Here is a 24,924-nt window from a genome sequence, read left to right on the forward strand (position 1 = left end):
GGGCGGGTCAATCTACTGGCAAACCCGCGTAACCGGGGCGTGACGGGCGTCCGGCGGCCCTGTGCGGAAGTCCACACATCGCATCGGCGGGCGGTCCGGCCGCGCGCGCCGGTTTTACCTGTGACACACGCGATGCAGCCGGCCGGGGCTTCTGTGCTGGCACGGCGGCTGCATTGGCGGCTGCCACGTCACACGCCCGCCCTGGAGCTTCCGATGATGAACACCACCGTCCGGCCCCCGCTGTCCACGACCAGCCGCCCGCTGCCGCCCCCGCCCGACGCCGAGCCGGCCCAGCGCCTGCTGCCGCCGGTCGATGCGATCGATGCGCAGTTGCTGCGCCAGCTGCAGGACGACGGCCGCATCACGATCACGCGGCTGGCGGAGCTGGTCGGCCTGTCGCCGGCGGCGACGCACGACCGGGTGGCCCGCCTGAAGCGCGAGGGCTACATCCTGGGCTACGAGGCGGTGCTGAACACCGAGAAGCTCACCACCGGCCTGCTGGTCTTCGCCGAGATCAGCATCAACGACCCCGCGCCCGGCATCGGCCGCGCGATCAAGGCTGCGGTGCAGGTGCGCCACGAGGTCATCGAATGCCACGAGGTCGACGGCGGCCGCTTCGACTACCTGCTGAAGACCCGCGTGCCGGACATCTACGCCTACCGCGATTTCGTGACGTCGGTCGTGTGGAAGCTGCCGGGCGTGCGCGAGGTGCGTACCTACGCGGTGATCGACGAGATCAAGAACACGTCGCGCATTCCGCTCTGAGCGTCGGTCCCGTCGCCGGGCCGCGGGGCGCCCCGGCGGCGGCCGGGGAACCGCGCTCCGGGATGCGTGTATGCTGCAGCGAGCGGGGCGCTGGCCGTGACACCCCCGCCCCATCACACCGCTTGATGCGGCACCAGTAGCAGCGTTGCTCGTGTCCTGGCAAGTCGACAGGAGCCGCCTTGAACCCCCTCAGCACACCCCCGCGCTGCGACACGCCCGTCGCGGCAGGCGTCGTGCGCATCGAGCTGCAGCTCGAGCTGGCCTATCGCGTCGAGGCGCCGGGGGCCGACTTCGTCTTCAACATCCATCCGGCACACACGGACTGCCAGACCATCTCGACCGAGCGGCTGTCGCTGAACCAGCCGATCGGCGTCGATGTCGAGACCGATGCCCGCACGGGCAACCGATGCATGCGCCTGGTGGCCGGGCCCGGCGAGTTGCGGGTGTCGTACCAGGCCACCGTCGACCTGCGGCACCACCGGGAGGACCCGGCCCGGTTGCCGGAGGTGCCGATCCATCGCCTGCCGCTGGATGCGCTGGGCTACATCTACCCGAGCCGCTACTGCGAGTCCGACAAGCTGATGCGCATGGCCACCAAGCAGTTCGGCGGCATGGCCCCGGGCTACCGGCGCGTGGAGGCCATCATGGCCTGGGTGCAGCAGCAGGTCGCCTTCACGTCGAACACCTCGAGCTCAAGCACCTCGGCCGTCGAGACGCTGCTCGACCAGGTGGGCGTGTGCCGCGATTTCGCCCACCTGATGATCGCGTTGTGCCGGGCGGTGAACATCCCGGCGCGTTTCACCACGGGAACCGACTACGGGGCCGATCCGGCTCTCGGGCCGCCGGACTTTCATGCCTATGTCGAGGTCTTCCTCGGCGACCGCTGGTACATCTTCGACCCTTCCGGCACCGGCATCCCGATGGGATTCGTGCGCATCGGGACCGGTCGCGACGCGGCCGACGCCGCGTTCGCCACCATCTTCGGCGGCGTGACGCCCATCACCGGGCCGATGGTCCGTGCGGTGGCCGTGGGGGAGGGGACGGAGGGATTCGTCCTGCCGCACCACACGCACCTCGGCCTTTCGACCGGCACCTGATCTCGACCGGTACTCGAGAGCGACGTGGCCGCACCGCCGCAATGGGCGGGGCCCAGCCCTTCCGCGACGCCAGCCGGACCTACCCGTTGACGTAGGCCCGAAGCCGTTCCGACAGCTTCGGGTGCTTCAGCTTGCGCAGGGCCTTGGCCTCGATCTGGCGAATGCGTTCGCGCGTCACGTCGAACTGCCGGCCGACTTCCTCGAGCGTGTGGTCGGTGCTCATGTCGATGCCGAAGCGCATGCGCAGCACCTTGGCTTCGCGGGGCGAGAGGCCGTCGAGCAGTTCGGCGACCACCGCCCGCAGATCCATCTGCATCACCGCATCCAGCGGCGCGACGGTGTCGGTGTCCTCGATGAAGTCACCCAGCGTGGTGTCACCGTCGTCGCCGACCGACACCTCCAGCGAGATCGGCTCCTTGGCGATCTTCATGATCTGCCGCACCTTGTCCTCGGGCAGCTCGAGCTTGCCGGCGATGGTCGCGACGTCCGGCTCGAAGCCGAACTCCTGCAGGTGCGCGCGACTCATGCGGTTGAGCTTGTTGACCGCTTCGATCATGTGCACCGGAACGCGGATGGTCCGCGCCTGGTCGGCGATCGCCCGGGTGATGGCCTGCCGGATCCACCAGGTCGCATAGGTCGAGAACTTGAAGCCGCGGCGGTATTCGAACTTGTCCACCGCCTTCATCAGGCCGACATTGCCTTCCTGGATCAGGTCCAGGAACATCAGGCCGCGATTGGTGTACTTCTTGGCGATGGAGATCACGAGGCGCAGGTTCGCTTCGACCAGCTCCTCCTTGGCCGCCAGCGACGTGCGCTCGGCGTCGTTCATCGCCTTGTGGATGGCCTTCAACGTGTCGAGCGGAACCAGCGTCCGGGACTGCAGGTCGATCAGCCGCTGCTGCAGTTCCTGGATCGCGTGCCGGTGGCGGCCCAGCGCCGCGCTGCAGGACAGGGCGGCCGCCGACTCGCGTTCGCTCCAGTCGAGGTTCAGCGCGTTGGGCGGAAAGCGTTCGACGAAGCGCTCCTGCGGCATGCCGCAGCGGTCCACCGCGATCCTGCGGATCTCGCGCTCGCAGCGGCGCACGTCCTCGACCTGCGCGCGCGCGATGCCGCACAGCCGGTCGATCGTCTTGACCGTGAACCGGATGCCCATCAGCTCCTCGCTGAGCATCTGCTGCGCCTTCTCGTAGGCCGACGAGCCGCAGCCGGTCTTGGCGTGCGCCTTGCGCAGCTTGTCGAACCCGGTCCGCAGCGACGCGAAGCGGTCGAGCGCCGCGGCCTTCAGTTCCTCCAGGCGCCTGCTCGTGAGCTGGCCGTTCGCGTCGTCATCGTCGACGTCGTCGAAGGCATCGATGTCTTCCTCGGCGACGTAGTCATCGGCCTCGCCAGCCACGACGATGCCGTCGACGACCTCCGAGATGCTCATCTGCCCGGCGGCGATGCGCTCGCCGCAGGCCAGGATCTCGGCCATGATCGACGGCGAGCCGGAGATCGCCAGCATCATCGCCTGCAGGCCGGCCTCGATGCGCTTGGCGATCTCGACCTCGCCCTCGCGCGTGAGCAGTTCGAACGAGCCCATCTCGCGCATGTACATGCGCACCGGGTCCGTCGTGCGGCCGAACTCCGAGTCGACGGTCGACAGCGCGGCTTCGGCGGCCTCCTCGGCTTCCTCGTCGCTGGCCGCCGCGACGGTGCCGCCGGCGACCAGCAGCGTCGCTGCATCCGGTGCGCGTTCGTAGACCGCGATGCCCATGTCGTTGAGCATCTTTACCGTCGCTTCGAGCACCTCGGCGTCGACGAGCCTCTCGGGCAGGTGATCGTGGATCTCCTGCTGGGTCAGGAAGCCCCGCGTCTTGCCCATCTTCACGAGGTCCCTGAGCTCGCTGCGGCGCCGGTTCTCCTCGTCGGGGCTGAGCGTCGTCTCGTCCAGTCCGAATTCGCGGATCAGCGCCCGCACCTTCGACTTCGGGACCTTGACGCGCAAGGGCTTTCCCGAAGGGGCGTCGGCAACGGCCACGTCGGTGGCCGGGGGCGTCTTGAGAGCTTGACTGGACTTCTTGGCCACGGTGCGAGGGTTCTGCGAAGGGAAAAAGCGGGCAAGCCTTCGCAGGCGCGCCCTCGACTGTGCCGGAAGGCCTGATCAGTAGCCGCGGCCGCCGCCGTAGCCGCCGCCACCGCCGTAGCCGCCGCCACCGCCGCGACGTTGACCGCCGCCGCCGCCGCCACCGAAACCGCCCGGCCGGTCTTCCTTGGGACGCGCCTCGTTCACGACCAGCGCGCGGCCGTCGACCATCTGGCCGTTCATGCCGCGGATGGCCGCCTGCGCTTCCGCGTCGGACCCCATTTCCACGAACCCGAAGCCCTTGGAGCGGCCGGTGTCACGGTCCATCATGACCTTGGCCGAGGTGACCGTGCCGAAGCCGGAGAACTGCTGTTGGAGGGTGTCGTCGCGCATCGCGTAGGAGAGATTGCCGACGTAGAGCTTGTTGCCCACTGGAGTTGCCTTTGAGAGAGGTGGCTGCAGGTTTCCAGCGTGACCTGCGTTGCATGGAGCGGCTTCGGGTGAACCCGCGCGACGGGAAACGCGTTGCGCAGAGCGCCGCGCGTTGCTGGACCGTGTATGGAAACAAGGGAGGCGCGGCGTGCGCCATCCCTGGAGTGTGGTTTGTCGGTGGTGGCGGCGTTCCGACGCCGTAAAGCCGGTCGAGAGGAAGAAAGGACCGGAGTAGGGCTCGCCGCAAGGAGACCGGCGCAAGCACGACCGGCGAAGCCGGTCTGGCGGCTTGGCAGCGGTGCGAAATGGGCCGGAGGACGTTCAACAAGGTTGCCGCGCCAGTGAGCAATGCGCGGCAGGGTGGCGGATTATAGGTTCGTGCGGCAGCGTCCGGGGCGATTCATGACGAATGCCACGCCCGCGCAGGGCACGCCGGCATTGAGACGCCGGCGTTCGCTGTCACCACCAGCCGTACAGCGCGACCAGGAACAACGCCGGCGCGCCGATGCCGAGCAGGATCGCCGCCAGCGGCAGCGCGAGCTCGCCGAGGAATTGCCTGATCGCCATGGGGAGTCCTTCGGAACTGCGGGGAGGGAGTGGCGCCACTGTAGGCAGCAGGCCCCGTGCTGCGGCATGCACTCTTGCCGTCACGGGTTGTGAAGTCCGTCACAGGCCACCGGCACGGTCGCGACTCGGAACTGGGGGGCATTCAGGCCGGCTTTCGGCCGATCGCGCGCGGGCCCGCTGGCGTCCAATCGGCAGGCTGCCTGGGCTGCGCTCGTTGCGCACGTCCCCAAGGCCTCACGCCGGAGCCCGACGCGCATGTTGATGAAACAGACCCCCGCCCACAGCATCGTCAACCAGGACCTGCTGGGCCTGATTCCGCCGAACGCACGCCGCGTCGTCGAGGTCGGCTGCATGCATGGCGCGATGGCCCAGGCCTACCGCGCAAAGAACCCGACGGCCGAGTACGTCGGCATCGACATCGACCCCGATTACGCCGCCGTCGCCGCGAGCCAGTGCACGCAGGCCCTGGCCGGCGACATCGAGACCTTCACGCCCGCGGCCTTCGACAAGCTGTTCCCGAGCGACGTGTGGATCTTCGGCGACTGCCTCGAGCACCTGCGCGACCCCTGGCGCATCGTCAAGACCATCCGCGCCGGCATCGACGCCGACGGCTGCCTGCTGGCCTGCATCCCGAACGCCCAGCATTGGAGCGTGCAGATGCGCCTGGCGACCGGGCTCTTCCGCTACGAGGATTCGGGGCTGATGGACCGCACCCACGTGCGCTGGTTCACCCGCATCACGATGATGGAAATGTTCCTGCAGGCCGGCTGGAAGATCGAAACCGCCTTCAGCCGCCAGCTGCCGACGCAGGCGCCCGGCACGCTGATGGCCGGCATCCGCGCAATCGCCGAGACCGGCGGCACCGACCCCGACCAGGCCGAACGCGACGCGAACGCGTTCCAGTACCTCTTCAAGGTCACGCCGGCCTGATTGGCAAGTGGCCGTTCTCGGCACGGTTGCGGACATTCGCCGCGGCGTGCTTCGGTCTGCACAAGATCAGGCCGGCGGGGCGCTCTGTTCCGCTCATGTCCCCCGGGCCGGGCTGCGTCGATATGCCCCGGGTCGTGCTCGGCCGGCCCTCCTCCTTGACTTCGCTCCACAGAGCGCCCCGCCGTCCTGATCCGCACCGCCCTGGCAGGCCATCGCATGCCGCGATGGTGATGGAGCCAAGGCCGCTGGGTGCCCGGCGTAGCGAAGTCAAGGAGGAGGGCCGGCCGGGATTGAGCCTGAGGTGTATCAGCGGCGCACGGCCCGGGGGACATGAGCGGAGCCGGGCACCCAGTGGCCTTGGCGCGCTCGGTGCCGGCACGCAAGATCCGAGCACAAACGACCGCAACGGGCCGACACCCGTCGTCCGCCGGATGCCCGTCGGCACCGCCCGACGCAAATTGAGCCTGAAAAGCGGCAGCTTTTCAGCCGATTGCGACCAAGCCCCCCCGGGTCTACTTCCAGGTGTCGAACACCTGATCCGTCGCCCCACCCATGCCCCGCCTCCGCCGACTCCTCGCACCGCTGCAGCGCGGCGCCGTGGCGGCCGTGGTGTTGCTGGCGGCGGCGGTCGGGGCGGCGGCCCAGTCCACCTGCCCCGACGACGCCCCGCTGCCGTCGGGCAGCGTACCGCCCGAGCAGGCCCGCACGGCGCTGCGCACGCTGGTGCGCCAGGCCATCGAGCAGAGCCCGCAGGCCGGCGCCACCCGCCTGCTGGCCGAAGCCGCGCTCGACGACACCGCCGAGGCCCGCGCCGCGAAGTCGCCGCAGGCCTCGCTGAACGCCAGCATCGGCCCCAGCGTCGAGCGCGTGCGCAGCAAGAACGAAACCAATGCCGCGCAGGGCGGCGTCTCCGTGGCCATCAGCCAGCTGATCTGGGATGGCGGCCGCACCGACCGCCTGGTGAACTGGCGCGAGCGCCTCGCCGACGCCGCCCGCTTCGGCGACCTGAGCAGCCGCGAGGCGCTGGCGCTGTCCACCGTGTCGCTGGCGCTGGAGCGCAGCCGCTTCCGCCAGCAGGTGCAGGTCTATGGCCAGTACGTGCGCAAGATGCAGTGCCTGGCGAGGGCGCTCGAGCAGATCGTCGCCGCCGACCGCGGACGCCTGTCCGAGCTGGTGCAGGTGCGCAAGTCGCTGCAGCAGGCCGAGCTGTCGCGCACGCAGACCGAATCGCAGCTGCGCCAGGTGGAAGTGCGCCTGCGCCGGCTGGTCGGCGACACGCTGCCGGCCACCGAGCATGACTGGTCCGCGCTGCTGAGCGCCGTGCCCGACGTGCGGGGCCTGCAGGCCGACGCGCTGCGCTCGGCCGAGATCGCGCAGCTCGAGGCCAGCGCCGAAGCCGCGCAGCAGCTCGCGCGCTCGGTCGAAGCCAGCCACCAGCCGCGCGTCTCGTGGACCGGCGGCGCCAATGCGGCGTCCGGCTTCGGCGGCACGATCGGCACCAACCATTCGAAGGGCCTGTCCTTCGGCCTCGCGATCAGCATCCCGCTGATCGACCAGGGCATCGCCGCCGCCTCGGCCGCCGCGAAGAAGCGCGCGCAGGCCGCGCAGCTGCAGCGCGACGAAGCGCTGCAGGCGCGCCGCGCCCGCATCGCCGAGGTGCACGAGCAGACCACCTCGTCCTTCGACCGTGCCGAACGTGTCGGCGCCGTGCTGCGCGACAGCGAGCGCCTGCGCGACTTCACGCTGCAGCAGTGGCAGCAGCTCGGCCGCCGGTCCCTGTTCGACGTGATGGCCGCCGAGAGCGACCACTACGGCCTGCGCATCTCGCTGGTCAATGCCCAGCACGACGGGCAGCAGATGAACGCGATCCTGCTGTCCTTGGGGCAGGGGCTGCAGGGGTGGCTGCAATGAGCGCCGCGCGGCCGTTCCGGAGGCGCTCGCTCCCCCTCGGGGGGACCGGCGCGCAGCGCCGTAGGGGGCTCCAATGATCGACGCGCTCTTCGTCCTGCAGCGCAGCGACGTGATCCACCTGGCCGCTCACCAGGAGCGTTACGCCGACACCCGCATGCTCTTCGTCGACCCCGGCATTCTCGATGCCGCCGTCGCCGCAGGCTTCCGCCACTACGAGTTCCGCCGCCTCGACGTCGGCGCCGACATCGCCACCGCGGTGTACGCCGAAGCGCAGGCCCGCGCGAGCCGCATCGACCAGCTGCTGACGCGCGAGCGCGTGCGACTGTTCGGCCGCGGCCAATGGTCGGGCTGGGATCAGGCCCACCTGTACCTCTTCTTCCAGCGCGCGCTGACCATCGAACGGCTCGGCCAGGCGGCCGAAGCGCAGTTCCCGGAAGCGCGCCTGGGGCTGCTGCGGCCGTCGAACCCGCAACTGTTCAACTTCGACTCGATGCTGTCGACCGAGATCGTCGCCGGCAACAGCGCGCGCTGGCAGGTGATCGACCGCTACGACGCCGGCCGCTTCTGGAACCCGGCGATGCTGGAGTGGTGCTTCGATGCCGAGGGCGTGCGCGCCGCGGCGGCGGACGGCCTGGACGCGCTGACCCACATCCCGACCTGCTTCTACGACGCGCGCTGGTTCGCGCAGTCCATCGAGGCGACGTTTCCGCGTTCGGTCGACCTGCCGGGCCTCTATTGCGACGTGCCGGTGCGCCGCGGCGACACGCTGCTGCTGAAGCGCCTGGACGAGCTGACGCCGGCGCAGCGGCCGCTGGCCTGCGAGCTGTACGCCGAACGCGCGCGCCGCCTCTTCATCGACGAGCTGCAGGGCCTGGTGCCCGACCGCGCCGCGCTCGAGCTGCAGGCCGCGACGCTGGCGCGCCGCTGCCTGATGCAGGCGATCAACTACCACGGGTTGTACGCGGCCCTCGAAGGCCGCCAGCCGCGCGTGATCGTCGCCGACCACGACACCGGCAACAACGGCCCGCTGTTCTCGCTGGCGCATGCGCTGCGCTCGCCGGTCACCGTGCTGCCGCATTCGGCCTATCCGACCTCGCCGCTGCCGCATGCCGACAACGTCGAGGCGGTCGAGCTGCCCGGCTTCTCGCCGCCGGTGCGCACCGTGCTGGGCCAGCCTGTCGCGCGCCGCGCGGTCGCGTTCCGCGCACGCCCGCAAGCGCAGGCGCGGCCGGCCGCCCGTCGCGTATGCCTGCTGCTGAACACGATGCAGAGCGAAGGCCTGTCGTACATCGACTTCTTCGGCCTGATCGGCTTCTACAAGGCCCTGCGCGCGCTGTGCGCACACCATGACCGCGACCTCGTCGTGCGGCTGAAGCCCAGCACGCCGGCGCTGAACGTCGTCTCGGGCGCACTCGGCGAGCCGGCGGGCTTCTTCCAGCGCACGATGGCGCAGCCGCTGGACCAGCTGGCCGCGGAAGCGGATGTCTGCGTGGCCTACGGCGAGCCCACGAGCGGCACCGTGACCTTCCTCGATGCCGGCAGCTACGTGATGCATGTCGGCGACCAGCACTGGGCTGCCGACTACGTGATCACGCCGCCCTACGTCAGCGACGGCCTGGTGCCGTCGTACGGCGGCGCCGCCGCGCTGCAGGCGCTCGACGCGCTGTTCACGTCCAGCGAGCGCTACCTCGAATCGCAAGCCGCGCAGGCCACCGCCTACGCCGCGCGCTGCCGTGCCACGCACGACACGCTGTTTCCCGTTCCCACCGTTTTCCCTTCTGCCAGCTCAACCGCAACCCCAGGAGCCTGACGCCATGCTGAGCAACAAGTCCATCCTCATCACCGGCGGCACCGGCTCGTTCGGCAAGGCCTTCGTGCACACGGTGCTGTCGCGCTACCCCGACGTCAAGCGCCTGGTGATCTACTCGCGCGACGAGCTGAAGCAGTTCGAGATGCAGCAGCTGCTGCCGCCCAGCAAGTACCCGCAGCTGCGCTACTTCATCGGCGACATCCGCGACCAGGCCCGCCTGACGCGTGCGCTCGAAGGCATCGACATCGTCGTGCACGCCGCCGCGCTGAAGCAGGTGCCCACCGCCGAGTACAACCCGTTCGAGTGCATCAAGACCAATGTGCTGGGTGCGCAGAACCTGATCGAGGCCTGCCTGGACACCAAGGTGCAGCGCGTCGTGGCCCTCTCGACCGACAAGGCCGCCGCGCCGATCAACCTGTACGGCGCCACCAAGCTGTGCTCGGACAAGCTGTTCGTCGCCGGCAACAACATCAAGGGCTCGCGCGACCTGCGCTTTTCCGTCGTGCGCTACGGCAACGTGATGGGCAGCCGCGGCTCGGTGATCCCGTTCTTCGCCGAGAAGCGCGCCACCGGCGTGCTGCCGATCACCGACCCGCAGATGACGCGCTTCAACATCTCGCTGCAGGAAGGCGTCGACATGGTGCTGTGGTCGATCGAGCATGCCTGGGGCGGCGAGATCCTGGTGCCGAAGATCCCGTCCTACCGCATCACCGACGTGGCCTCGGCCGTGGCGCCGGAAGCGGAGCAGAAGATCGTCGGCATCCGCCCGGGCGAGAAGATCCACGAGGAGATGATCACCGCCAGCGACAGCCCGAACACGGTGGACCTGGGCGGCTACTACGCGATCCTGCCGTCGGGCGCGGAGTACTCGATCGACGACTACTGCGCGCGCATGAACGCCAAGCGCGTCGCGCCGGGCTTCTCGTACGACAGTGGCAGCAACACCGATTTCCTGTCAGTGCCGCAGCTGCAGACGATGATCCAGGCCGAGCTCGGTCCGCAACAGAGCCACTGAACCCGCATCACGGCCGGCGCGCGGCGAGCCCGCGTGCGGCCGTCTGCAGGCAGGCCAGGAACTGCGTGGCCACCGGCGTCGGCCGGTAGGACTTGCGCATCACCACGGCCATCTGCACCCGCGCCAGCGGCCGGCGCAGCTTCACCGGCTGCAGCCCGAAGGCGGCCAGGCGTTCGGCCAGCGGCCGCGAGGCCGCGCCCAGCAGGTCGGTCGACGACACCAGGCCCAGCATCACCGCGAAGGACGCGTAGCGCACGCGCCCCTGCGGCGGTGGCAGCCCGGCCTCGCGGAACGCGGTGGCGACGACCGAGCCCGCCTGCCCCCCGGCCAGCGATTGCAGCCATTGCGCATCGGCCAGCTCGGCCAGCGTGCGCGCCTTGATCAGCGGATGGCCGGCCCGCGCCACCGCGACGAAATCGGTATCCAGCAGCGGGATGCTGCGCAGGTCGTCGTCCAGCATGTCCGGCAGCAGGTGCATCGCGACGAAGTCGGCCTGGCCGTCGCGCAGCCGCTGCAGCCCGTGCGGGTACTTCAGCTCGACGATTGCCAGCTCTGCCTGCGGCGCCGCCTGCCGGAACTGCAGCACCGCCTGCGGCAGCAGGGTCAGCGCGATCGACGACGTGGTGCCGAAGGTGATCGTGCCGCGCAGGTCGCCCTGCAACTGCGCGATCTCCTCGCGTGCCCGGCGCGCGTCCTCCAGCAGCTGGCTCGCGCGCACCTGCAGCGCCTGGCCGGCGGGCGTCAGCTCCACGCCGCGCGCGCTGCGCCTGAGCAGCACCGCGCCGAGGTCGGCTTCCAGCTCCTGGATCGTGCGGGTGATCGCGGGTTGCGTCAGCGCCTGCCCGCGCGCGGCGGCGCGCAGGCTGCCCTCGCGCGCGACGCTGACGAAGACCTCCAGTTGCTGCAGCTTCATGCCGTTGGGGTGACCGGGGTGGGTGATCAGGAAGTCTGATCGCGCTCAAGATGCTGACATCTTTTCAGCATCTGGCCAAGCGCTTAGAGTCCCGCCGCACACCCCGTCTTCCGATCCACCGGGTCCCTCGAAGGAGAGCTGCCGCATGCGTTTCCGCACGTCTTGCCTGAGCGTCTGGCTCGGCGCCACCCTGGTGCTCGCCGCCGCATCGAGCCCGCTGCAGGCGCAACCCGCCGCACGTGTGCAGGCGCTGGCCCAGGCCGAGCAGGCGCCGCTGCTGGACACGCTGCGCGACCTGGTGAACATCGAGTCCGGCAGCAAGGACCCGCAAGGCCTGGCGCAGCTGGCCGCGCTGATCCGCGACCGCCTGGCGCAGCTGGGCGGCCAGGCGCAGCTGATCCGCGCCGACGAGGTCTACCGCATGGAAGACACGCCCGAGCAGACGGGCGCGATGGTGCACGCGGTCTTCAAGGGCCAGGGCCGCAGCAAGCTGATGCTGATCGCGCACATGGACACGGTGTACCTGCGCGGCATGCTGAAGGACCAGCCCTTTCGCATCGACGGCGAGCGCGCCTACGGGCTGGGCATCCTCGACGACAAGCAGGGCGTCGCGCTGATCCTGCACACCGTCGCGATGCTGAACAAGCTGGACTTCCGCGACTACGGCACCCTGACCGTGCTGGTCAACGGCGACGAGGAGATCAGCTCGCCGGCTTCGCGCGCCACCATCACCCGCCTGGCCGCGGACCAGGACGCGGTGTTCTCGTTCGAGGGCGGCGGCGAGCAGGGCCATCTGCGTCTGGCCACCAGCGGCATCGGCTCGGCCTACCTGCACGTCGAGGGCCGCGCCTCGCATGCCGGCTCGGCCTGGTCCCAGGGTGTCAATGCGCTGACCGAGCTGTCGCACCAGCTGCTGCAGCTGTCCGACCTGACGCAGCCCGCCAAGGGCCTGAGCCTGAACTGGACCGTCGCGCAGGCCGGCACCAACCGCAACGTGATCCCGGCGCAGGCCAGTGCGCAGGCCGATGCGCGTGCGCTGCGCCTGGCCGACTTCGACGAGCTGCAGGCCACGCTGCAGCAGCGGGTGAAGCAGCAGCGCGTGCCCGACGCGAAGGTGCAGCTGCGCTTCGAGACCCGCCGTCCGCCGCTGGAGGCCACGCCGGCGTCGCGCGCGCTCGGTGCGCGCGCCGTGGCGGTCTACGGGGAGCTCGGCCTGCCGCTGAAGGTGCTGGACGTGCCCACCGGCGGTGGCACCGATGCGGCCTTCGCCGCGCTGAAGGCCCGCGGCCCGGTGATCGAGGGGCTCGGCCTGAGCGGCGCGGGCTCGCACTCCAACATGGCCGAGTACGTGAAGCTCGACTCGATCGTGCCGCGGCTGTACCTCGCGACGCGGCTGGTGATGGACCTGTCGCGCGGCGCCATGAACTGAGCCACGCCGGATTTCCGCGCCAATTCGGCGCTTCGCGGCGCCTGGATTGCGGGATCATGCACAGCGAAAGTCCTGCGCCTGCCGCAGCCGCGCGTGCACCCGCCTCGTGCACCGGCGTTCCGGCGGCCACCGGGACTGTCGGAGCACCGCACGATGGCCTTCATCCCGTACAGCCGCCAGCACATCACCGACGAGGACATCGCCGCCGTCGCCGCGGTGCTGCGGTCCGAGTTCCTGACGCAGGGCCCGGCGGTACCGGCCTTCGAGCGCGCGTTCGCCGACCTGCACCAGGTGAAGCACGCGGTCGCGGTCGGCAATGCCACCGAAGGCCTGCACATGGCCTGCCTGGCGCTCGGCGTCGGGCCCGGCTCGCGGGTCTGGACCAGCCCGAACAGTTTTCTCGCGTCGGCCAACTGCGCGCTGTACTGCGGGGCGATCATCGACTTCGTCGACATCGACCCGGCCACGCGCAACCTGTCGGTGGCGGCGCTGGGCGCGAAGCTCGAAGCCGCGCAGGCCACCGGCACCCTGCCGCAGGTGGTGATCCCGGTCGACTTCGCCGGCCTGCCGACCGATCTGCGCGAGATCCGCGCGCTGGCCGACCACTACGGCTTCCGCATCCTGCAGGATGCCTCGCATGCCACCGGCGCGCGTTACCTCGGCGCCCCGGTGGGCAGCGCGTGGGCCGATGCCACGGTCTTCAGCTTCCATGCGGTGAAGATCGTCACCACCGGCGAAGGCGGCCTGGTGACGACGAACGACGACGCGCTGGCGCAGGAACTGCAGCTGCTGCGCTCGCACGGCATGACGCGCGATGCCGCGCTGATGGACGGCACGCCCGAAGGCCCCTGGTACTACGAGCAGCAGCGCCTGGGTTTCAATTTCCGCATGACCGACCTGCAGGCCGCGCTCGGGCTGTCGCAGCTGAAGCGCCTGGACGGCATGCACGCCAGGCGCGCGGCCCGTGCCGAACGCTACGACCTGCTGCTGGCGGAGCTGCCGGTGAAGCGGCCGGCGCGACTGCCGGACCGGGTGTCGGCCTGGCACCTTTACGCGATCGAGCTCGACGCCGGCCATGACCGCCGCGCCGTGTTCGACGCGCTGCGCGCGGCCGACATCGGCGTCAACGTGCACTACATCCCGATCCACACGCAGCCGCATTACCGGCGCCTGGGCTTCCAGCGCGGCGACTTTCCCGCGGCCGAGGCCTATTACGCGCGGGCCATCAGCCTGCCGCTGTTCCCCGAGATGACGGACGCCGAGCAGGACCGCGTGGTCGCGGTGCTGCGCGCGGCGCTCGGCTAGCGAGCGGACGATGCGCCTGGCCGTCATCCCCGCGCGCGGCGGCAGCAAGCGCATCCCGCGCAAGAACATCCGCGCCTTCGCCGGCCGGCCGATGATCGGCTACGCGATCGCCGCGGCACGCGAGGCGGCGGTGTTCGACCGCATCGTCGTTTCCACCGACGATGCACAGATCGCTGCGATCGCGCGCGAGCAGGGCGCCGAGGTGCCGTTCCAGCGGCCGCCCGAGCTGTCCGACGACACCGCCGGCACGATGCCGGTGATCCAGCATGCCATCGCCGCGCTGGCCGCCGAGGGCTGGCAGGCCGACGCGGTCTGCTGCATCTACCCGGCGGTGCCTCTGCTGCAGGCGCGGGCGCTGCGCGATGCGCTGGCCTTGCTGGACCAGGGCGGCTGCGACTACGTGTTCCCGGTGCTCGAGTTCCCGTCGGCGGTGCAGCGCGCGCTGCTGCGCGCGCCCGATGGAACGACCCGCGCGATGTACCCCGAGCATGCGGACACCCGCTCGCAGGACCTTGCGCCGGCGTACCACGATGCCGGCCAGTTCTACTGGGGCCGCGCCGACGCGTGGCGACGCGGCACCAGCCCGCACCTGGGTGCCAAGACGCTCGTCCTGCCGCACTGGGCGGCGGTGGACATCGACACGCCGGACGACTGGGCACGCGCCGAGGCGCTGTTCGCGGCGGCGCAGTCGACGCAGAGGCCACAGGACGGCCGATGAAGGTCGCGGTCCGCACCGACGCGTCGCGTCGCATCGGCTGGGGCCACCTGAAGCGTTGCCTGTCGCTGGCGCAGGCCTTGCGCGAGCGCGGTGACGAGGTGGCCTTCGTCGCGCGGCCGGCGGACGTCGACGTGGCCTCGCTGCTCGCGCAGGCGGGCTTCGCCGCGCTGCCGATGCCGCGCATCGACGATGGCGCCGGCGACGACCCCGACGAGACACCGCCGCCGCACGGCGCCTGGCTGGAACGCCGCTGGGACCGCGACGCCACCGACACCACCTGCGCGGTGCATGCCTGGGGGCCCGACGTGGTGCTGGTCGACCACTACGGCATCGATGCCCGCTGGCATAGCGCGTTAGGCGCTGCGACCGGCGCCACGATCGCGGTGATCGACGACCTGGCCGACCGGCCGCTGGCCACCGAACTGGTGATCGACCACAACCCCGCCGCCGACCATGCGGCCAAGTACCGCGGGGTGCTGCGCTATCCGGCAGGGATCTGCGGCGGGCCGTCGTACGCGCTGCTCGACGCGGTGTACCGCGACCATGCCCGCTGCGTGGTCACACCGCAGGTGACCAGCATCGGCGTCTTCATGGGCGGCACCGACCCCGGCAACTTCTCGGCCTTCGCCGTGAACGCCTGCCGCCAGGACGCCGGCTGGACCGGCCCGATCGAGATCGCGACCACCTCGGCCAACCCGTCGCTGCCGCTGCTGCAGGCGCTGGCCGCGGCCGACGCGCAACTGCACATCGTGCTCGACCAGCCCCACCTCGCGGACTTCCATGCCCGCCACGGCCTGCAGATCGGCGCTGGCGGCGGCGCATTGTGGGAACGCTGCAGCCTCGGCACGCCGACGATCGCGCTGATCACCGCCGACAACCAGCGCCTGTCGGTCCCGCTGCTGGCAGCGGACGGCGTGGTGGTCGGCCTCGATGCGATCGGGCAGGGCGCCGACGTGGCCCGCGCCCTCGGCTCCGCCGTGCGCCGCCTGCTCGATGCACCCGATGAGCGCCGCGCGCTGCATCAATCATCGATCGCGCTGGTCGATGGCCACGGCGCCGCGCGCGCCGCGGCCGCGATCGCCGCGCTTCGCCCATCCGCCTGAAGGAGGCCTCCGATGAGCTACCGCCTGCGCCTGATGCGCGAAGACGATTGCGAACGCGTGCGGCAGTGGCGCATGCTGCCCGAGGTCACGAAGTACATGTACACCGATCCGCAGATCACGCCCGAGCAGCAACGCGCGTGGTTCGAGCGCATCGCGGTGTCCGATCGAGACCGCGTGTGGATCATCGAGTCGGTCGACGACGCCGGCACGCCGGCGCCGATCGGCGTGCTGAGCCTGTCCGAGATCGATCCGGTCAACCAGCGCTGCGCCTGGGCCTACTACCTCGGCGAAACGAGCGCACGCGGCATCGGCCTGGCCAAGTCGCTGGAGCTCAGCGTCTATGCCTACGTGTTCGACACGCTCGGCCTGAACAAGCTCTGGTGCGAGGTCTTCGCCTTCAACGACCGCGTCGTCGCGCTGCACGAGAAGTTCGGCTCCAAGGTCGAGGGCATCGCGCGCCAGCACATCCGCAAGAACGGCGAGTGGTTCGACGTCGTGCGCATGGGCATCCTGAAATCGGAGTGGGACGCCACGCGCGAGAAGTGGACCTACACGCCGATCGAGATCGAGCACCGGGCCTGAGCCCGGTCGGTCAATCGACCAGCGTCTTGAACATCACGTAGGCATCGACGTAGCCGCGCTGCGCATGCCGGAAGGCGCCGGGCAGGGTGCTGACGATGGCGAAGCCGAGCTTCTGCCACAGCCGTACCGCGCCGTCGTTCGTCGACACGACGAGGTTGAACTGCATCGCACGGAAGCCCCGTGCCCGCGCTTCGTCCTGCGAGTGCGCGCACATCGCCGAAGCGATGCCGCGGCCGCGCGCCGCCGGCGCCACGACGTAGCCGCAATTGCACACGTGCCCGCCGAGCCCCGGCTGGTTGGGCTTCAGGATGTAGGTGCCGAGCAGCGTGCCGTCGTCCTCGTCCACCGACACCCACGTCGACTGCGGCGCTTCGATCCACGCGCGATGAATCTCGGCCTCGGTGCTGTCGGGCGCGAAGGCGTAGGTGTCGCCGGACGCGAAGGTGTCCCGCAGCAGCGGCCACACGGTGGCCCAGTCGTCGGGTTGATGGCGGCGGATCGTGAAGCCCATCGAATTCAGTGCGATGCGAGCGCGACGAACTCGCCGTCGAAGCGGCCGGCGACGGCATCGCCGGTGCGAACGGTCGATGCGACGGCGATGCGCGCCTTGCCCTTGCGGTCGAGCATGCGGATGAACGAAGACCAGGCGGCCGGATCGGGTGCCAGCGCCTCGGCCGTGAAGTCGCCGAGCACGGCCGCTTCGTAGTGCATCGCATTGCGCTGGATCACCAGCCGCGGCACCGGCCCGGCCGCGGCCAGCCGCACATGCAGCAGCGACCACGCGCTGAGGATCGCCAGCGCCGAGAGGCTGCCGCCGAAGGCGGTCTCGCGGTGGTTGATGTTCGGCGCCAGCGGCGCCTGCAGCAGGATGCGTTCGGGCGAGGCGTGCAGCACGCTGACGTCCATGGCGCGCGACAGCGGGATGTGCTCGTGCAGGTAGCGCTGCAGGTCGTCGGGGATCATCGCGGCGCTCAACCCGGCCACCCCAGCTCGCGCGACAGCGCCTGCGCGGCGCCGGTCAGCGCATGGATCTGCGGCGACAGGTCGTCCGGCGCGCGCACCTCGGGAATCGACATGCCGAGCGCCGCGATGACCTCGCCGCGCGCGTCGAGCACCGGCACCGCAACCGCGACGACACCGCCGAAGACCTCGCCCTTCGACACCGCGTAGCCCTGCTCGCGCACCTGCGCGATCTCGCGTGCCAGCTTGGTCTTCTGCGACGGCGTCTGCGCGGTGAAGCGGTCGAGCGGGCCGTCGAGCACCTGGCTCTGCAGCGCCTCGGGCGCGAAGGCCAGCAGCAGCTTGCCGGACGCACCGGCATGCAGTGCGCGGCGCACGCCGATCTCGCTGTGCACGCGCACGCCCTGCGAGGAATCCCACTTCGCCACCGTCACCGACTCGAGCCCGTCGCGCACGCGGATCTGCACGTTCTCGTCGAAGCGCTGGCCCAGCGCCTCGAGGTGCCTGCGGCCCAGCCGCGCCAGGCTGACCTGCTCCTGCGCCGCCAGGCCCAGCACCAGCGCCATCGGCCCCAGCACGTAGTCGGTGTCGGTCGGTCCGCGCTGCACGAAGCCGGACTGCTCCAGCGTCGACAGCAGGCGGAAGGCGCGCGCCTTGGTATTGCCCGAGCGGCGCGCGAGCTCGGTGACGCCGAGGCCCGGCGCATGGGCGACGTGCATCAGCACACGCAGGGCTTCGTGGACGGCAGCGACCGTGTATTCCATCGCGGCGATTGTGCGTCGGGCCACGCGGGCGCTTGCGCCGTCCGCGGGACTGGCGCACAATGTTTCGTATATCGTGACGTCGTATCGCTCAACGAAACGCACCACAAAACGCCGTACAAGACGATCGACCAGAGACAAGCAGCGAGACCACCGCCGGACCCCATGAATCGTCCCCCCGATCCTGCCGCATCGTTCACCGTCATCGGCCCGACCGAGCCGGTGCACGGCCCGCTGGTCTTCGACTCGCCGCACAGCTGGCGCCACTGGCCGGCCGACGGCACGCCGACCATCGCCACGCCAGAACAGCTGGACACCAGCTGGGATGCCTGGGTCGACGAGCTCTGGGTCGCCGCGATCGGCCGCCGCGCGCCGCTGCTCGCGGCGCGTTTCCACCGGGCCTACATCGATGCCAACCGGGCCCGCGACGACCTCGACCCCGCGCTGCTGGCCGCGCCGTGGCCGACGCCGCTGAACCCGGCGGCCACCTCGGCGCGCGGCATGGGCCTGATCCGCCGCGACGTGCTGCCGGGCGTGCCGATGGCCGCCTGGCCGCTGGCGGTGGACGAGGTGCGCGACCGCATCGCGCGCTGCTACGACCCCTACCACGTGCGCCTCGCCCAGCTCGTCGAGGCCGCGCATGCGCGCTGGGGCTTCAGCGTGCACATCGACTGCCACTCGATGAAGACCGTGGGCAACGCGATGAACGAGGACAACGGCCGCCCGCGGCCCGACCTCGTGGTCAGCGACCTCGACGGCGCCACCTGCGATGGCGAGCTGCTCGGCTGGGTGGCGAAGGCGCTGCGTGGCCTGGGCTACAGCGTCGGCATCAACGACCCCTACCGCGGTGGCGAGCTGGTGCGCCGCCATGGCCGGCCGGCCGAGGGCCGGCACAGCCTGCAGATCGAGGTCAAGCGCTCGCTCTACATGGACGAGCTGCGCTGCGAACGCCATGCCGGCTTCGCGCACCTGGTGCTCGACCTCGGCCGCTTCGTGCGCGGGCTCGAGGCCGAGCTCGCCGGCGCGCTGGGCGAGCGCCTGAAGCGGACGTGCCCGCCCGGTTCCTCGACCACCTCCCCCGTCACCTCCCACCCACCCACTGGAGTCCGCGCGTGAAGCCGTTCCCCGTTTGCCGATCCTGGCCCGTCGCCTGTTCCCTCGCCGCCGCCGCGCTGGCGCTGCCCACCATCGCGCAGGCCCAGGCCGTGCAGGTCGGCGGCCAGATCCGCCTGACCGTCAACCGCGTGCAGACCGGCCACCAGAGCGCCGTGAAGGAACTGCGCGACAACGCGTCGCGGCTGTCGTTCCGCGGCACCGAGGACCTGGGCGACGGCCTGCGCGCGCAGTTCGGCCTGGAGATGGGCTTCAACGCCGACTCGGGCGAGCTGACCAGTCCCGCCTACCGATACTCCTACGTCGCGCTCGGGGGCGCGTTCGGCACCCTCGCGCTCGGCCGGCTCGACTCCGGCAACCCGACCGGCTCGCCGCTGTACTCGCAGGTCACTGCGATCACCACCTTCGCGGCCAACGACGCCGGGGCGACGGCGATCGGCACCTCGATGCTCAATTCGCGCAACCGCACGTCGAATTCCATCGGCTACCGCAGCCCGGCCTTCGGCGGGGCCGAGCTGATGGCGCGCTACTACTGGCGGGGCGCCGGCACTGCCGCCGAAGCGGAAGACGATGCCCGCTCGCTCGACCTCGGCGTGCTGTACCGCGCCGGCCCGGTGATCGCCGGGCTCGGCTATGCAAAGGACGCGCGCTCGGGCGGCCTGAAGACCAACGAGCTCGACGACAAGTGGCAGGCCGGCCTGCGCTTCGATGCCGGCGACATCGAGCCCTATGTGCTGTTCGGCGTCGACCGCTACCGCGCCACCGCCAGCACGCGGCGCGACGTGAAGTTCGCGATCGTCGGTGCGCTCGCCAAGCGGGGCCAGCACAGCGTGGTGCTGAACCTGCTGCAGCGCGACGTGCAGGCCAACCGCAGCGGCGAGCGCAAGCGCTGGCAGGCGGCCTGGCTCTATGCGCTGTCGAAGCGCACCGAACTGCAGGCCTTCGCCGACAGCGACGGCATCGACTCGACGAAGTCCGACGTGCGGGTGCGGGCGATCGGCGCGGGCATCAAGCATGTCTTCTGACGCCCTCGCGAGGCCGGTTCACACTGCGGGGATCATCATGATGAACAAGCGCCACCTCCTCATGCTCGCCGCCGCGTTGATGGCCGCTGGCGGCGCCGCGCGTGCCAGCGACTTTCCGGAGCGACCGGTGCGGGTGATCGTGCCGTTCCCGGCCGGCGGCGCGGCCGACGCTGCGATGCGCGTGGTCGCGAAGAAGCTCGGCGAGACCTGGAAGCAGCAGGTGCTGGTCGAGAACAGCGCCGGCGTGCACGCGATCAAGGCCGGCGCCGCCGCGCCCGCCGACGGCCACCACCTGCTGCTGGCGGCCGGGTCGCAGATCGTCACCGGCCCGCTGCTGCGCAGCAAGCTGCCGTACCACCCGCAGCGCGACCTCGTGCCGGTCGGGCGCCTGGTCACCAACCCGCCGGTGCTGCTGGCGCATCCTTCGCTCGGGGTGAAGTCGGTCAAGGACCTGATCGCGCTGGCGAAGAAGCGGCCCGGCGAGCTGAACTTCAGCTCCAGCGGCATCGGCAGCCCGAACCAGCTGGCGATGGAGATGTTCCAGGCGATGACCGGCACCGACATGGTCCACGTGCCCTACAAGGGCGGGGCGCCCTCGGTGATCGAGCTGGTCGGCGGCCAGGTGCAGATCGGCATCAATGCGATCCCCAGCGTGCTGACCCATGTGCGGGCGAACAAGCTGGTCGCGCTGGCGGTGGCCAGCAGCCAGCGCGCCCGCTCGCTGCCGGATCTGCCGACGATCGCCGAGGCCGCCGTGCCGGGTTTCGAATACACGATCTGGTACGGCCTGTTCGCGCCGGCGAAGACGCCGCAGGCCATCGTCGACCGCCTCAGCGACGACCTGCAGCGCGCGCTCGCCGACGCCGAGGTGCAGCGCCTGCTGGTCGAGCAGGGCAACGAGCCGGCGCCGACCTCGTCGGCCAAGCTCGCGCAGTTCATCCAGCAGGACCAGCATCGCTGGGCCAAGCTGGTGCGCGAGCGCAATCTGAAGATCGAGGATTGATCGTGGGCCGCGCCCTTGGCGTGCTGGCGTTCCTGGCCGCGCTGCTGGCGGCCACCGGCGCCGTCGCGCAGTTCGACCCGGCGAAGGTGGTGCGCGAGGCCCCGGCCGTCGCCGCGCGATATCCCGATCCGCCGCTGCGCTACGACACGCCGGCCTTCCTCGAGGACCGCACCGATTTCACGTCGCTGGCCGAGGCGCTGGCCTTCGCCGATCGCCTCGCGGCCGGGTCGAGGCATCTGCAGCTGACGCAGGCCGGCGTCTCGCAGCGGGGCCGGCCGGTGCCGCTGCTCGTGCTGACCGGCCAGGGCCGCATCGACCCGGCGTTGCCGACGGTGCTGGTGATCGGCCAGCAGCACGGCAACGAACCGGCCGGCGGCGAGGCGGTGCTGGCGCTGGCGCAGCTGTTCGCCGGCCCGCGCGCCGCGCTGCTCGACCGGGTGAACCTGCTGCTGATGCCGCGCGCCAACCCCGATGGCGCCGAAGCCTTCGAGCGCGCGACGGCCAACGGCATCGACGTCAACCGCGACCACCTGCTGCTGCGCACGCCGGAAGGCCGCGCGGTGGCCGAGGTGATCGCGCAGTACCGGCCGCAGGTGGTGCTGGACCTGCACGAGTTCACTGTCGCCGGGCGCTGGATCGCGAAGTTCGGCGGGCTGCAGCGGGTCGACGCGCAACTGCAGCCGGCCACCGTCGGCAACCTCGACCCCGGCCTCGCGGCGGCGACGCGGCGCGAGTTCGCCGAACGTGTGCAGGCCGCGTGGACGTCGCACGGCCTCGGCCACGACGACTACCAGACCGGCTCGTCCGATCCGCAGGACCGCGTGGTGTCGATGGGCGGCGTGCAGCCCGACACCGGCCGCAACGTCGCGGGACTGCGGCCGGCGGTGAGCCTGCTGGTCGAGGTGCGCGGCGTCGGCCTGGGGCGCGCGCACCTGGCGCGGCGGGTGCATGCGCACGTGGTGGCCGCGAGCAGCGTGATCGACACCGCCGCGGCGCTGGGGCCGCGGCTGCTCGCGCTCATCGAGCAGGCCGGCCGCGACACGGCCACGCGCGCCTGCGGCGGCGAGCTGGTGATCGCCGCGCGCCATTCACCCGCGCGCCGGCAGCTCGTGCTCGTCGACGTGCGCACCGGTGCCGACGTGCCGGTGGAGGTCGAGTGGCGCGCCGCCGATCCGCTGCAGGTCGAGCGTGCACGGCCGCGGCCCTGCGGCTACCTCTTCGATGCGGCGGCGGCACCGGCGGCGCTGGAACGCCTGCGCCTGCTCGGTGCGCATTGGCAGCGCAGCGCGGCGGCCGGCCGCTGGTCGGTCGAACGGTATGTCGTGTCCGCCGAAGCCGGCGGCCAGCGCCAGGATGCGCGCGGCGCGATCGACGATGGCGACGGCCCGCCGCTGCGCCTGCTGCGCGTGCGCACCGAAGCCGCCGACGAAGCGGTGGACGCCGGCCTGGTCTATGTGCCGCTCGACCAGCCGCTGGCCGGGCTGATCGCCGCGGCACTCGAGCCGGACAGCCAGAACAGCTTCGCCGCCAACCACCTGCTGGACCCGGATGCGGCGCGGCTGCGCCGGGTGATGAAGCGGCCCGAGCCGGGCCAGCTCGCGGCGCCGTGAAGTGACGGGCATGGGCGCGCCGCGGCCCCGGCCGTGGGGCCTCGTGCGATCCGGCCTCACCGCTCGTCTATAAACGCGAGGTGCACCACGACCTCCCGCTGATCACCACGCTCGCCGCCGCGCTCGGTCTCGCGCTGGTGCTGGGCTTCGTCGCCGCGCGATTGAAGCTGCCGGTGCTCGTCGGCTACCTGCTGGCCGGCATCGTCCTCGGCCCGGCGACGCCGGGTTACGTCGCCGACGTCGGCATCGCCAGCCAGCTGTCCGAGATCGGCGTGATGCTGCTGATGTTCGGTGTCGGCCTGCACTTCTCGCTGGCCGACCTCATGGCGGTGCGCAAGATCGCGCTGCCCGGCGCGGTGGTGCAGATGGGCGTCGCGACGGCGCTGGGCATCGGCGTCAGTGCCGCCTGGGGCTGGAGCCTGGGTGCCGGGCTGGTGTTCGGGCTGGCGCTGTCGGTGGCCAGCACGGTGGTGCTGTTGAAGGCGCTCGAGGGGCGCGGTGCGCTCGAGACGATGAACGGGCGCATCGCGATCGGCTGGCTGGTGGTCGAGGACCTCGCGATGGTGCTGGTCCTGGTGCTGCTGCCGGCGCTGGCCGGTCCGCTCGGTGGTGCTGCGGGGCAGGGCGCCGCCACGCCGCTCTGGCAGGCCCTCGGCCGCACGCTGCTCGAGGTTGGCGCCTTCGTCGCGCTGATGCTGATCGTCGGCCGGCGCCTGTTCCCGTGGCTCTTGTGGCTGGTGGCGAAGACTGGCTCGCGCGAGCTCTTCACGCTGTGCGTGGTCGCCGCGGCGGTCGGCATCGCCTACGGCTCGGCCGAGCTCTTCGGCGTGTCGTTCGCGCTCGGTGCCTTCTTCGCCGGCATGGTGCTGCGCGAATCGCCCTTCAGCCAGCGCGCGGCCGAAGAGTCGCTGCCGCTGCGCGATGCGTTCTCGGTGCTGTTCTTCGTCTCGGTGGGCATGCTGTTCGATCCGCGCGTGCTGGTCGAGCGGCCGCTGCAGGTGCTGGCGGTGGTGGCGATCATCGTGCTGGGCAAGTCGATCGCCGCCGGCGTGCTGGTGCTGCTGTTCCGTTATCCGCTGAACACCGCGCTGACCGTGTCGGCCAGCCTGGCGCAGATCGGCGAGTTCTCGTTCATCCTCGCCGCTTTGGGCGTGCAGCTGAAGCTGCTGCCGGTCGAGGGCCAGAGCCTGATCCTGGCCGGCGCGCTGATCTCGATCACGCTGAACCCGCTGGTGTTCACGCTGATCGAGCCGGTGCAGCGCTGGGTCCGCGACCGCTCGGCGCTGGCGCGCCGGCTCGAGGCCCGCGACGACCCGCTGGCCGAGCTGCCGTTGGAAACCGGCGAGGCCTTCCTGAAGCGCCAGGTGGTGATCGTCGGCCATGGCCGGGTCGGCCGCCACATCGCCGAAGCGCTGCTGCGCGCCGGCACGCCCTTCGTCATCGCCGAGCAGAACCGCGAGCGCGTCGAGGGGCTGCGCGCGCAGGGCCTCGCCGCGGTGGCCGGCGACGCCGCCGATCCGGCGGTGCTGATCCAGGCCCACGTCGCCGAAGCCCGCGTGCTGGTGATTGCGACGCCCGACACCGTCGGCGCCGCCGCGATGATCGAGACCGCGCGCACGCTGAACCCGGGCATCCGCATCGTGCTGCGCTGCCACGACGAGGCCGAAGGGCGGCTGCTGGCGGCGATACCGAATACCCGCGTCTTCCTCGGCGAGCAGGCGCTGGCCGAGGCGATGCTGGCCGACGTGCAGCACAGCGGCCGCGGCCAGACGCCGGCGCCGGCCCAGCCGCGCGCCGCCTGACCGGGGCGCGG

General features: G+C 71.1%; 21 protein-coding genes and 1 pseudogene. 16 read left to right on the forward strand and 6 right to left on the reverse strand.

The features are described 5' to 3' along the window. The first annotated feature begins 216 nt into the window (after window positions 1-216). Window positions 217-765: an Lrp/AsnC ligand binding domain-containing protein gene (locus tag P1K89_RS29480; RefSeq protein WP_284620123.1), complete on the forward strand. Its 549-nt coding sequence runs from the start codon at window positions 217-219 to the stop codon at window positions 763-765. 233 nt (window positions 766-998) lie between these two features. Further along, window positions 999-1,862: a transglutaminase-like domain-containing protein gene (locus P1K89_RS29485; RefSeq protein ID WP_284620124.1), complete on the forward strand. Its 864-nt coding sequence runs from the start codon at window positions 999-1,001 to the stop codon at window positions 1,860-1,862. Between the two features lie 79 nt (window positions 1,863-1,941). On the opposite strand, the gene rpoD is transcribed toward P1K89_RS29485, so the two are convergent. Further along, a complete protein-coding gene (gene rpoD / locus P1K89_RS29490) occupies window positions 1,942-3,846 on the reverse strand; it encodes an RNA polymerase sigma factor RpoD (protein ID WP_439898053.1) in 1,905 nt (634 codons plus the stop codon). A gap of 162 nt (window positions 3,847-4,008) precedes the next feature. Beyond that, window positions 4,009-4,356, reverse strand: a pseudogene (gene rbp, locus P1K89_RS29495) (RNA-binding regulator); the annotation flags it as partial. Between the two features lie 828 nt (window positions 4,357-5,184). Between rbp and P1K89_RS29500 the strand changes: the two are divergent. The 4 genes from P1K89_RS29500 to pseB all read left to right on the forward strand — a co-directional run bounded on the left by P1K89_RS29500 (window position 5,185) and on the right by pseB (window position 10,589). Beyond that, window positions 5,185-5,853 (forward strand): class I SAM-dependent methyltransferase, encoded by a 669-nt coding sequence (locus P1K89_RS29500; protein WP_284620126.1) that lies wholly within the window; start codon window positions 5,185-5,187, stop codon window positions 5,851-5,853. Window positions 5,854-6,405: 552 nt separating this feature from the next. Further along, the gene (locus P1K89_RS29505) at window positions 6,406-7,764 is read left to right on the forward strand and encodes a TolC family protein (protein WP_284620127.1); all 1,359 of its coding nucleotides are present in this window, start codon (window positions 6,406-6,408) and stop codon (window positions 7,762-7,764) included. Window positions 7,765-7,837: 73 nt separating this feature from the next. After that, window positions 7,838-9,574, forward strand: a complete 1,737-nt coding sequence (locus tag P1K89_RS29510) for a hypothetical protein (RefSeq protein ID WP_284620128.1) — start codon at window positions 7,838-7,840, stop codon at window positions 9,572-9,574. A 4-nt stretch (window positions 9,575-9,578) separates the two neighbouring features. Next, window positions 9,579-10,589 (forward strand): UDP-N-acetylglucosamine 4,6-dehydratase (inverting), encoded by a 1,011-nt coding sequence (gene pseB / locus P1K89_RS29515; protein WP_284620129.1) that lies wholly within the window; start codon window positions 9,579-9,581, stop codon window positions 10,587-10,589. A gap of 7 nt (window positions 10,590-10,596) precedes the next feature. On the opposite strand, the gene P1K89_RS29520 is transcribed toward pseB, so the two are convergent. Beyond that, window positions 10,597-11,502 (reverse strand): LysR substrate-binding domain-containing protein, encoded by a 906-nt coding sequence (locus P1K89_RS29520; protein ID WP_284620130.1) that lies wholly within the window; start codon window positions 11,500-11,502, stop codon window positions 10,597-10,599. A 145-nt stretch (window positions 11,503-11,647) separates the two neighbouring features. On the opposite strand from P1K89_RS29520, the gene P1K89_RS29525 reads away from it, so the two are divergent. From P1K89_RS29525 to pseH, 5 genes are all read left to right on the forward strand, one after another. Beyond that, a complete protein-coding gene (locus P1K89_RS29525; protein ID WP_284620131.1) occupies window positions 11,648-12,931 on the forward strand; it encodes a M20/M25/M40 family metallo-hydrolase in 1,284 nt (427 codons plus the stop codon). 153 nt (window positions 12,932-13,084) lie between these two features. After that, on the forward strand, window positions 13,085-14,236 hold the full coding sequence (pseC, locus tag P1K89_RS29530; RefSeq protein WP_284620132.1) for a UDP-4-amino-4,6-dideoxy-N-acetyl-beta-L-altrosamine transaminase: 1,152 nt from the start codon (window positions 13,085-13,087) through the stop codon (window positions 14,234-14,236). A gap of 10 nt (window positions 14,237-14,246) precedes the next feature. Beyond that, window positions 14,247-14,954 (forward strand): pseudaminic acid cytidylyltransferase, encoded by a 708-nt coding sequence (gene pseF, locus P1K89_RS29535; RefSeq protein ID WP_284620133.1) that lies wholly within the window; start codon window positions 14,247-14,249, stop codon window positions 14,952-14,954. Beyond that, on the forward strand, window positions 14,951-16,057 hold the full coding sequence (pseG, locus tag P1K89_RS29540; RefSeq protein WP_284620134.1) for a UDP-2,4-diacetamido-2,4,6-trideoxy-beta-L-altropyranose hydrolase: 1,107 nt from the start codon (window positions 14,951-14,953) through the stop codon (window positions 16,055-16,057). Before pseF ends, pseG begins: the two co-directional genes overlap by 4 nt. Before the next feature lie 12 nt (window positions 16,058-16,069). After that, a complete protein-coding gene (gene pseH / locus P1K89_RS29545) occupies window positions 16,070-16,639 on the forward strand; it encodes a UDP-4-amino-4,6-dideoxy-N-acetyl-beta-L-altrosamine N-acetyltransferase (RefSeq protein WP_284620135.1) in 570 nt (189 codons plus the stop codon). A gap of 10 nt (window positions 16,640-16,649) precedes the next feature. On the opposite strand, the gene P1K89_RS29550 is transcribed toward pseH, so the two are convergent. The 3 genes from P1K89_RS29550 to P1K89_RS29560 are packed head-to-tail and all read right to left on the reverse strand — an operon-like array spanning window position 16,650 to window position 18,363. Continuing rightward, window positions 16,650-17,150, reverse strand: coding sequence for a GNAT family N-acetyltransferase (locus tag P1K89_RS29550; protein ID WP_284620136.1), 501 nt, complete (start codon window positions 17,148-17,150; stop codon window positions 16,650-16,652). Window positions 17,151-17,155: 5 nt separating this feature from the next. Further along, window positions 17,156-17,602, reverse strand: coding sequence for a YiiD C-terminal domain-containing protein (locus P1K89_RS29555; RefSeq protein ID WP_284620137.1), 447 nt, complete (start codon window positions 17,600-17,602; stop codon window positions 17,156-17,158). An 8-nt stretch (window positions 17,603-17,610) separates the two neighbouring features. Then, window positions 17,611-18,363, reverse strand: coding sequence for an IclR family transcriptional regulator (locus P1K89_RS29560; protein ID WP_284620138.1), 753 nt, complete (start codon window positions 18,361-18,363; stop codon window positions 17,611-17,613). A gap of 162 nt (window positions 18,364-18,525) precedes the next feature. On the opposite strand from P1K89_RS29560, the gene P1K89_RS29565 reads away from it, so the two are divergent. The 5 genes from P1K89_RS29565 (at window position 18,526) to P1K89_RS29585 (ending at window position 24,913) form a co-directional block, all read left to right on the forward strand. Continuing rightward, on the forward strand, window positions 18,526-19,476 hold the full coding sequence (locus P1K89_RS29565) for an N-formylglutamate amidohydrolase (RefSeq protein ID WP_284620139.1): 951 nt from the start codon (window positions 18,526-18,528) through the stop codon (window positions 19,474-19,476). Beyond that, complete coding sequence (locus P1K89_RS29570) at window positions 19,473-20,498, forward strand: porin (protein WP_284620140.1); 1,026 nt, start codon at window positions 19,473-19,475, stop codon at window positions 20,496-20,498. The genes P1K89_RS29565 and P1K89_RS29570 overlap by 4 nt, the downstream gene beginning before the upstream one ends. 40 nt (window positions 20,499-20,538) lie before the next feature. After that, entirely contained in the window at window positions 20,539-21,501 is a 963-nt protein-coding gene (locus P1K89_RS29575) for a Bug family tripartite tricarboxylate transporter substrate binding protein (protein ID WP_284620141.1), read from the forward strand. A gap of 2 nt (window positions 21,502-21,503) precedes the next feature. Then, on the forward strand, window positions 21,504-23,111 hold the full coding sequence (locus P1K89_RS29580) for a M14 family metallopeptidase (protein ID WP_284620142.1): 1,608 nt from the start codon (window positions 21,504-21,506) through the stop codon (window positions 23,109-23,111). An 80-nt stretch (window positions 23,112-23,191) separates the two neighbouring features. Continuing rightward, a complete protein-coding gene (locus P1K89_RS29585) occupies window positions 23,192-24,913 on the forward strand; it encodes a cation:proton antiporter domain-containing protein (protein WP_284620143.1) in 1,722 nt (573 codons plus the stop codon). Window positions 24,914-24,924 lie beyond the last annotated feature (11 nt).

It is taken from the genome of Aquabacterium humicola, assembly GCF_030167915.1.
Lineage (GTDB): Bacteria > Pseudomonadota > Gammaproteobacteria > Burkholderiales > Burkholderiaceae_C > Pseudaquabacterium > Pseudaquabacterium humicola.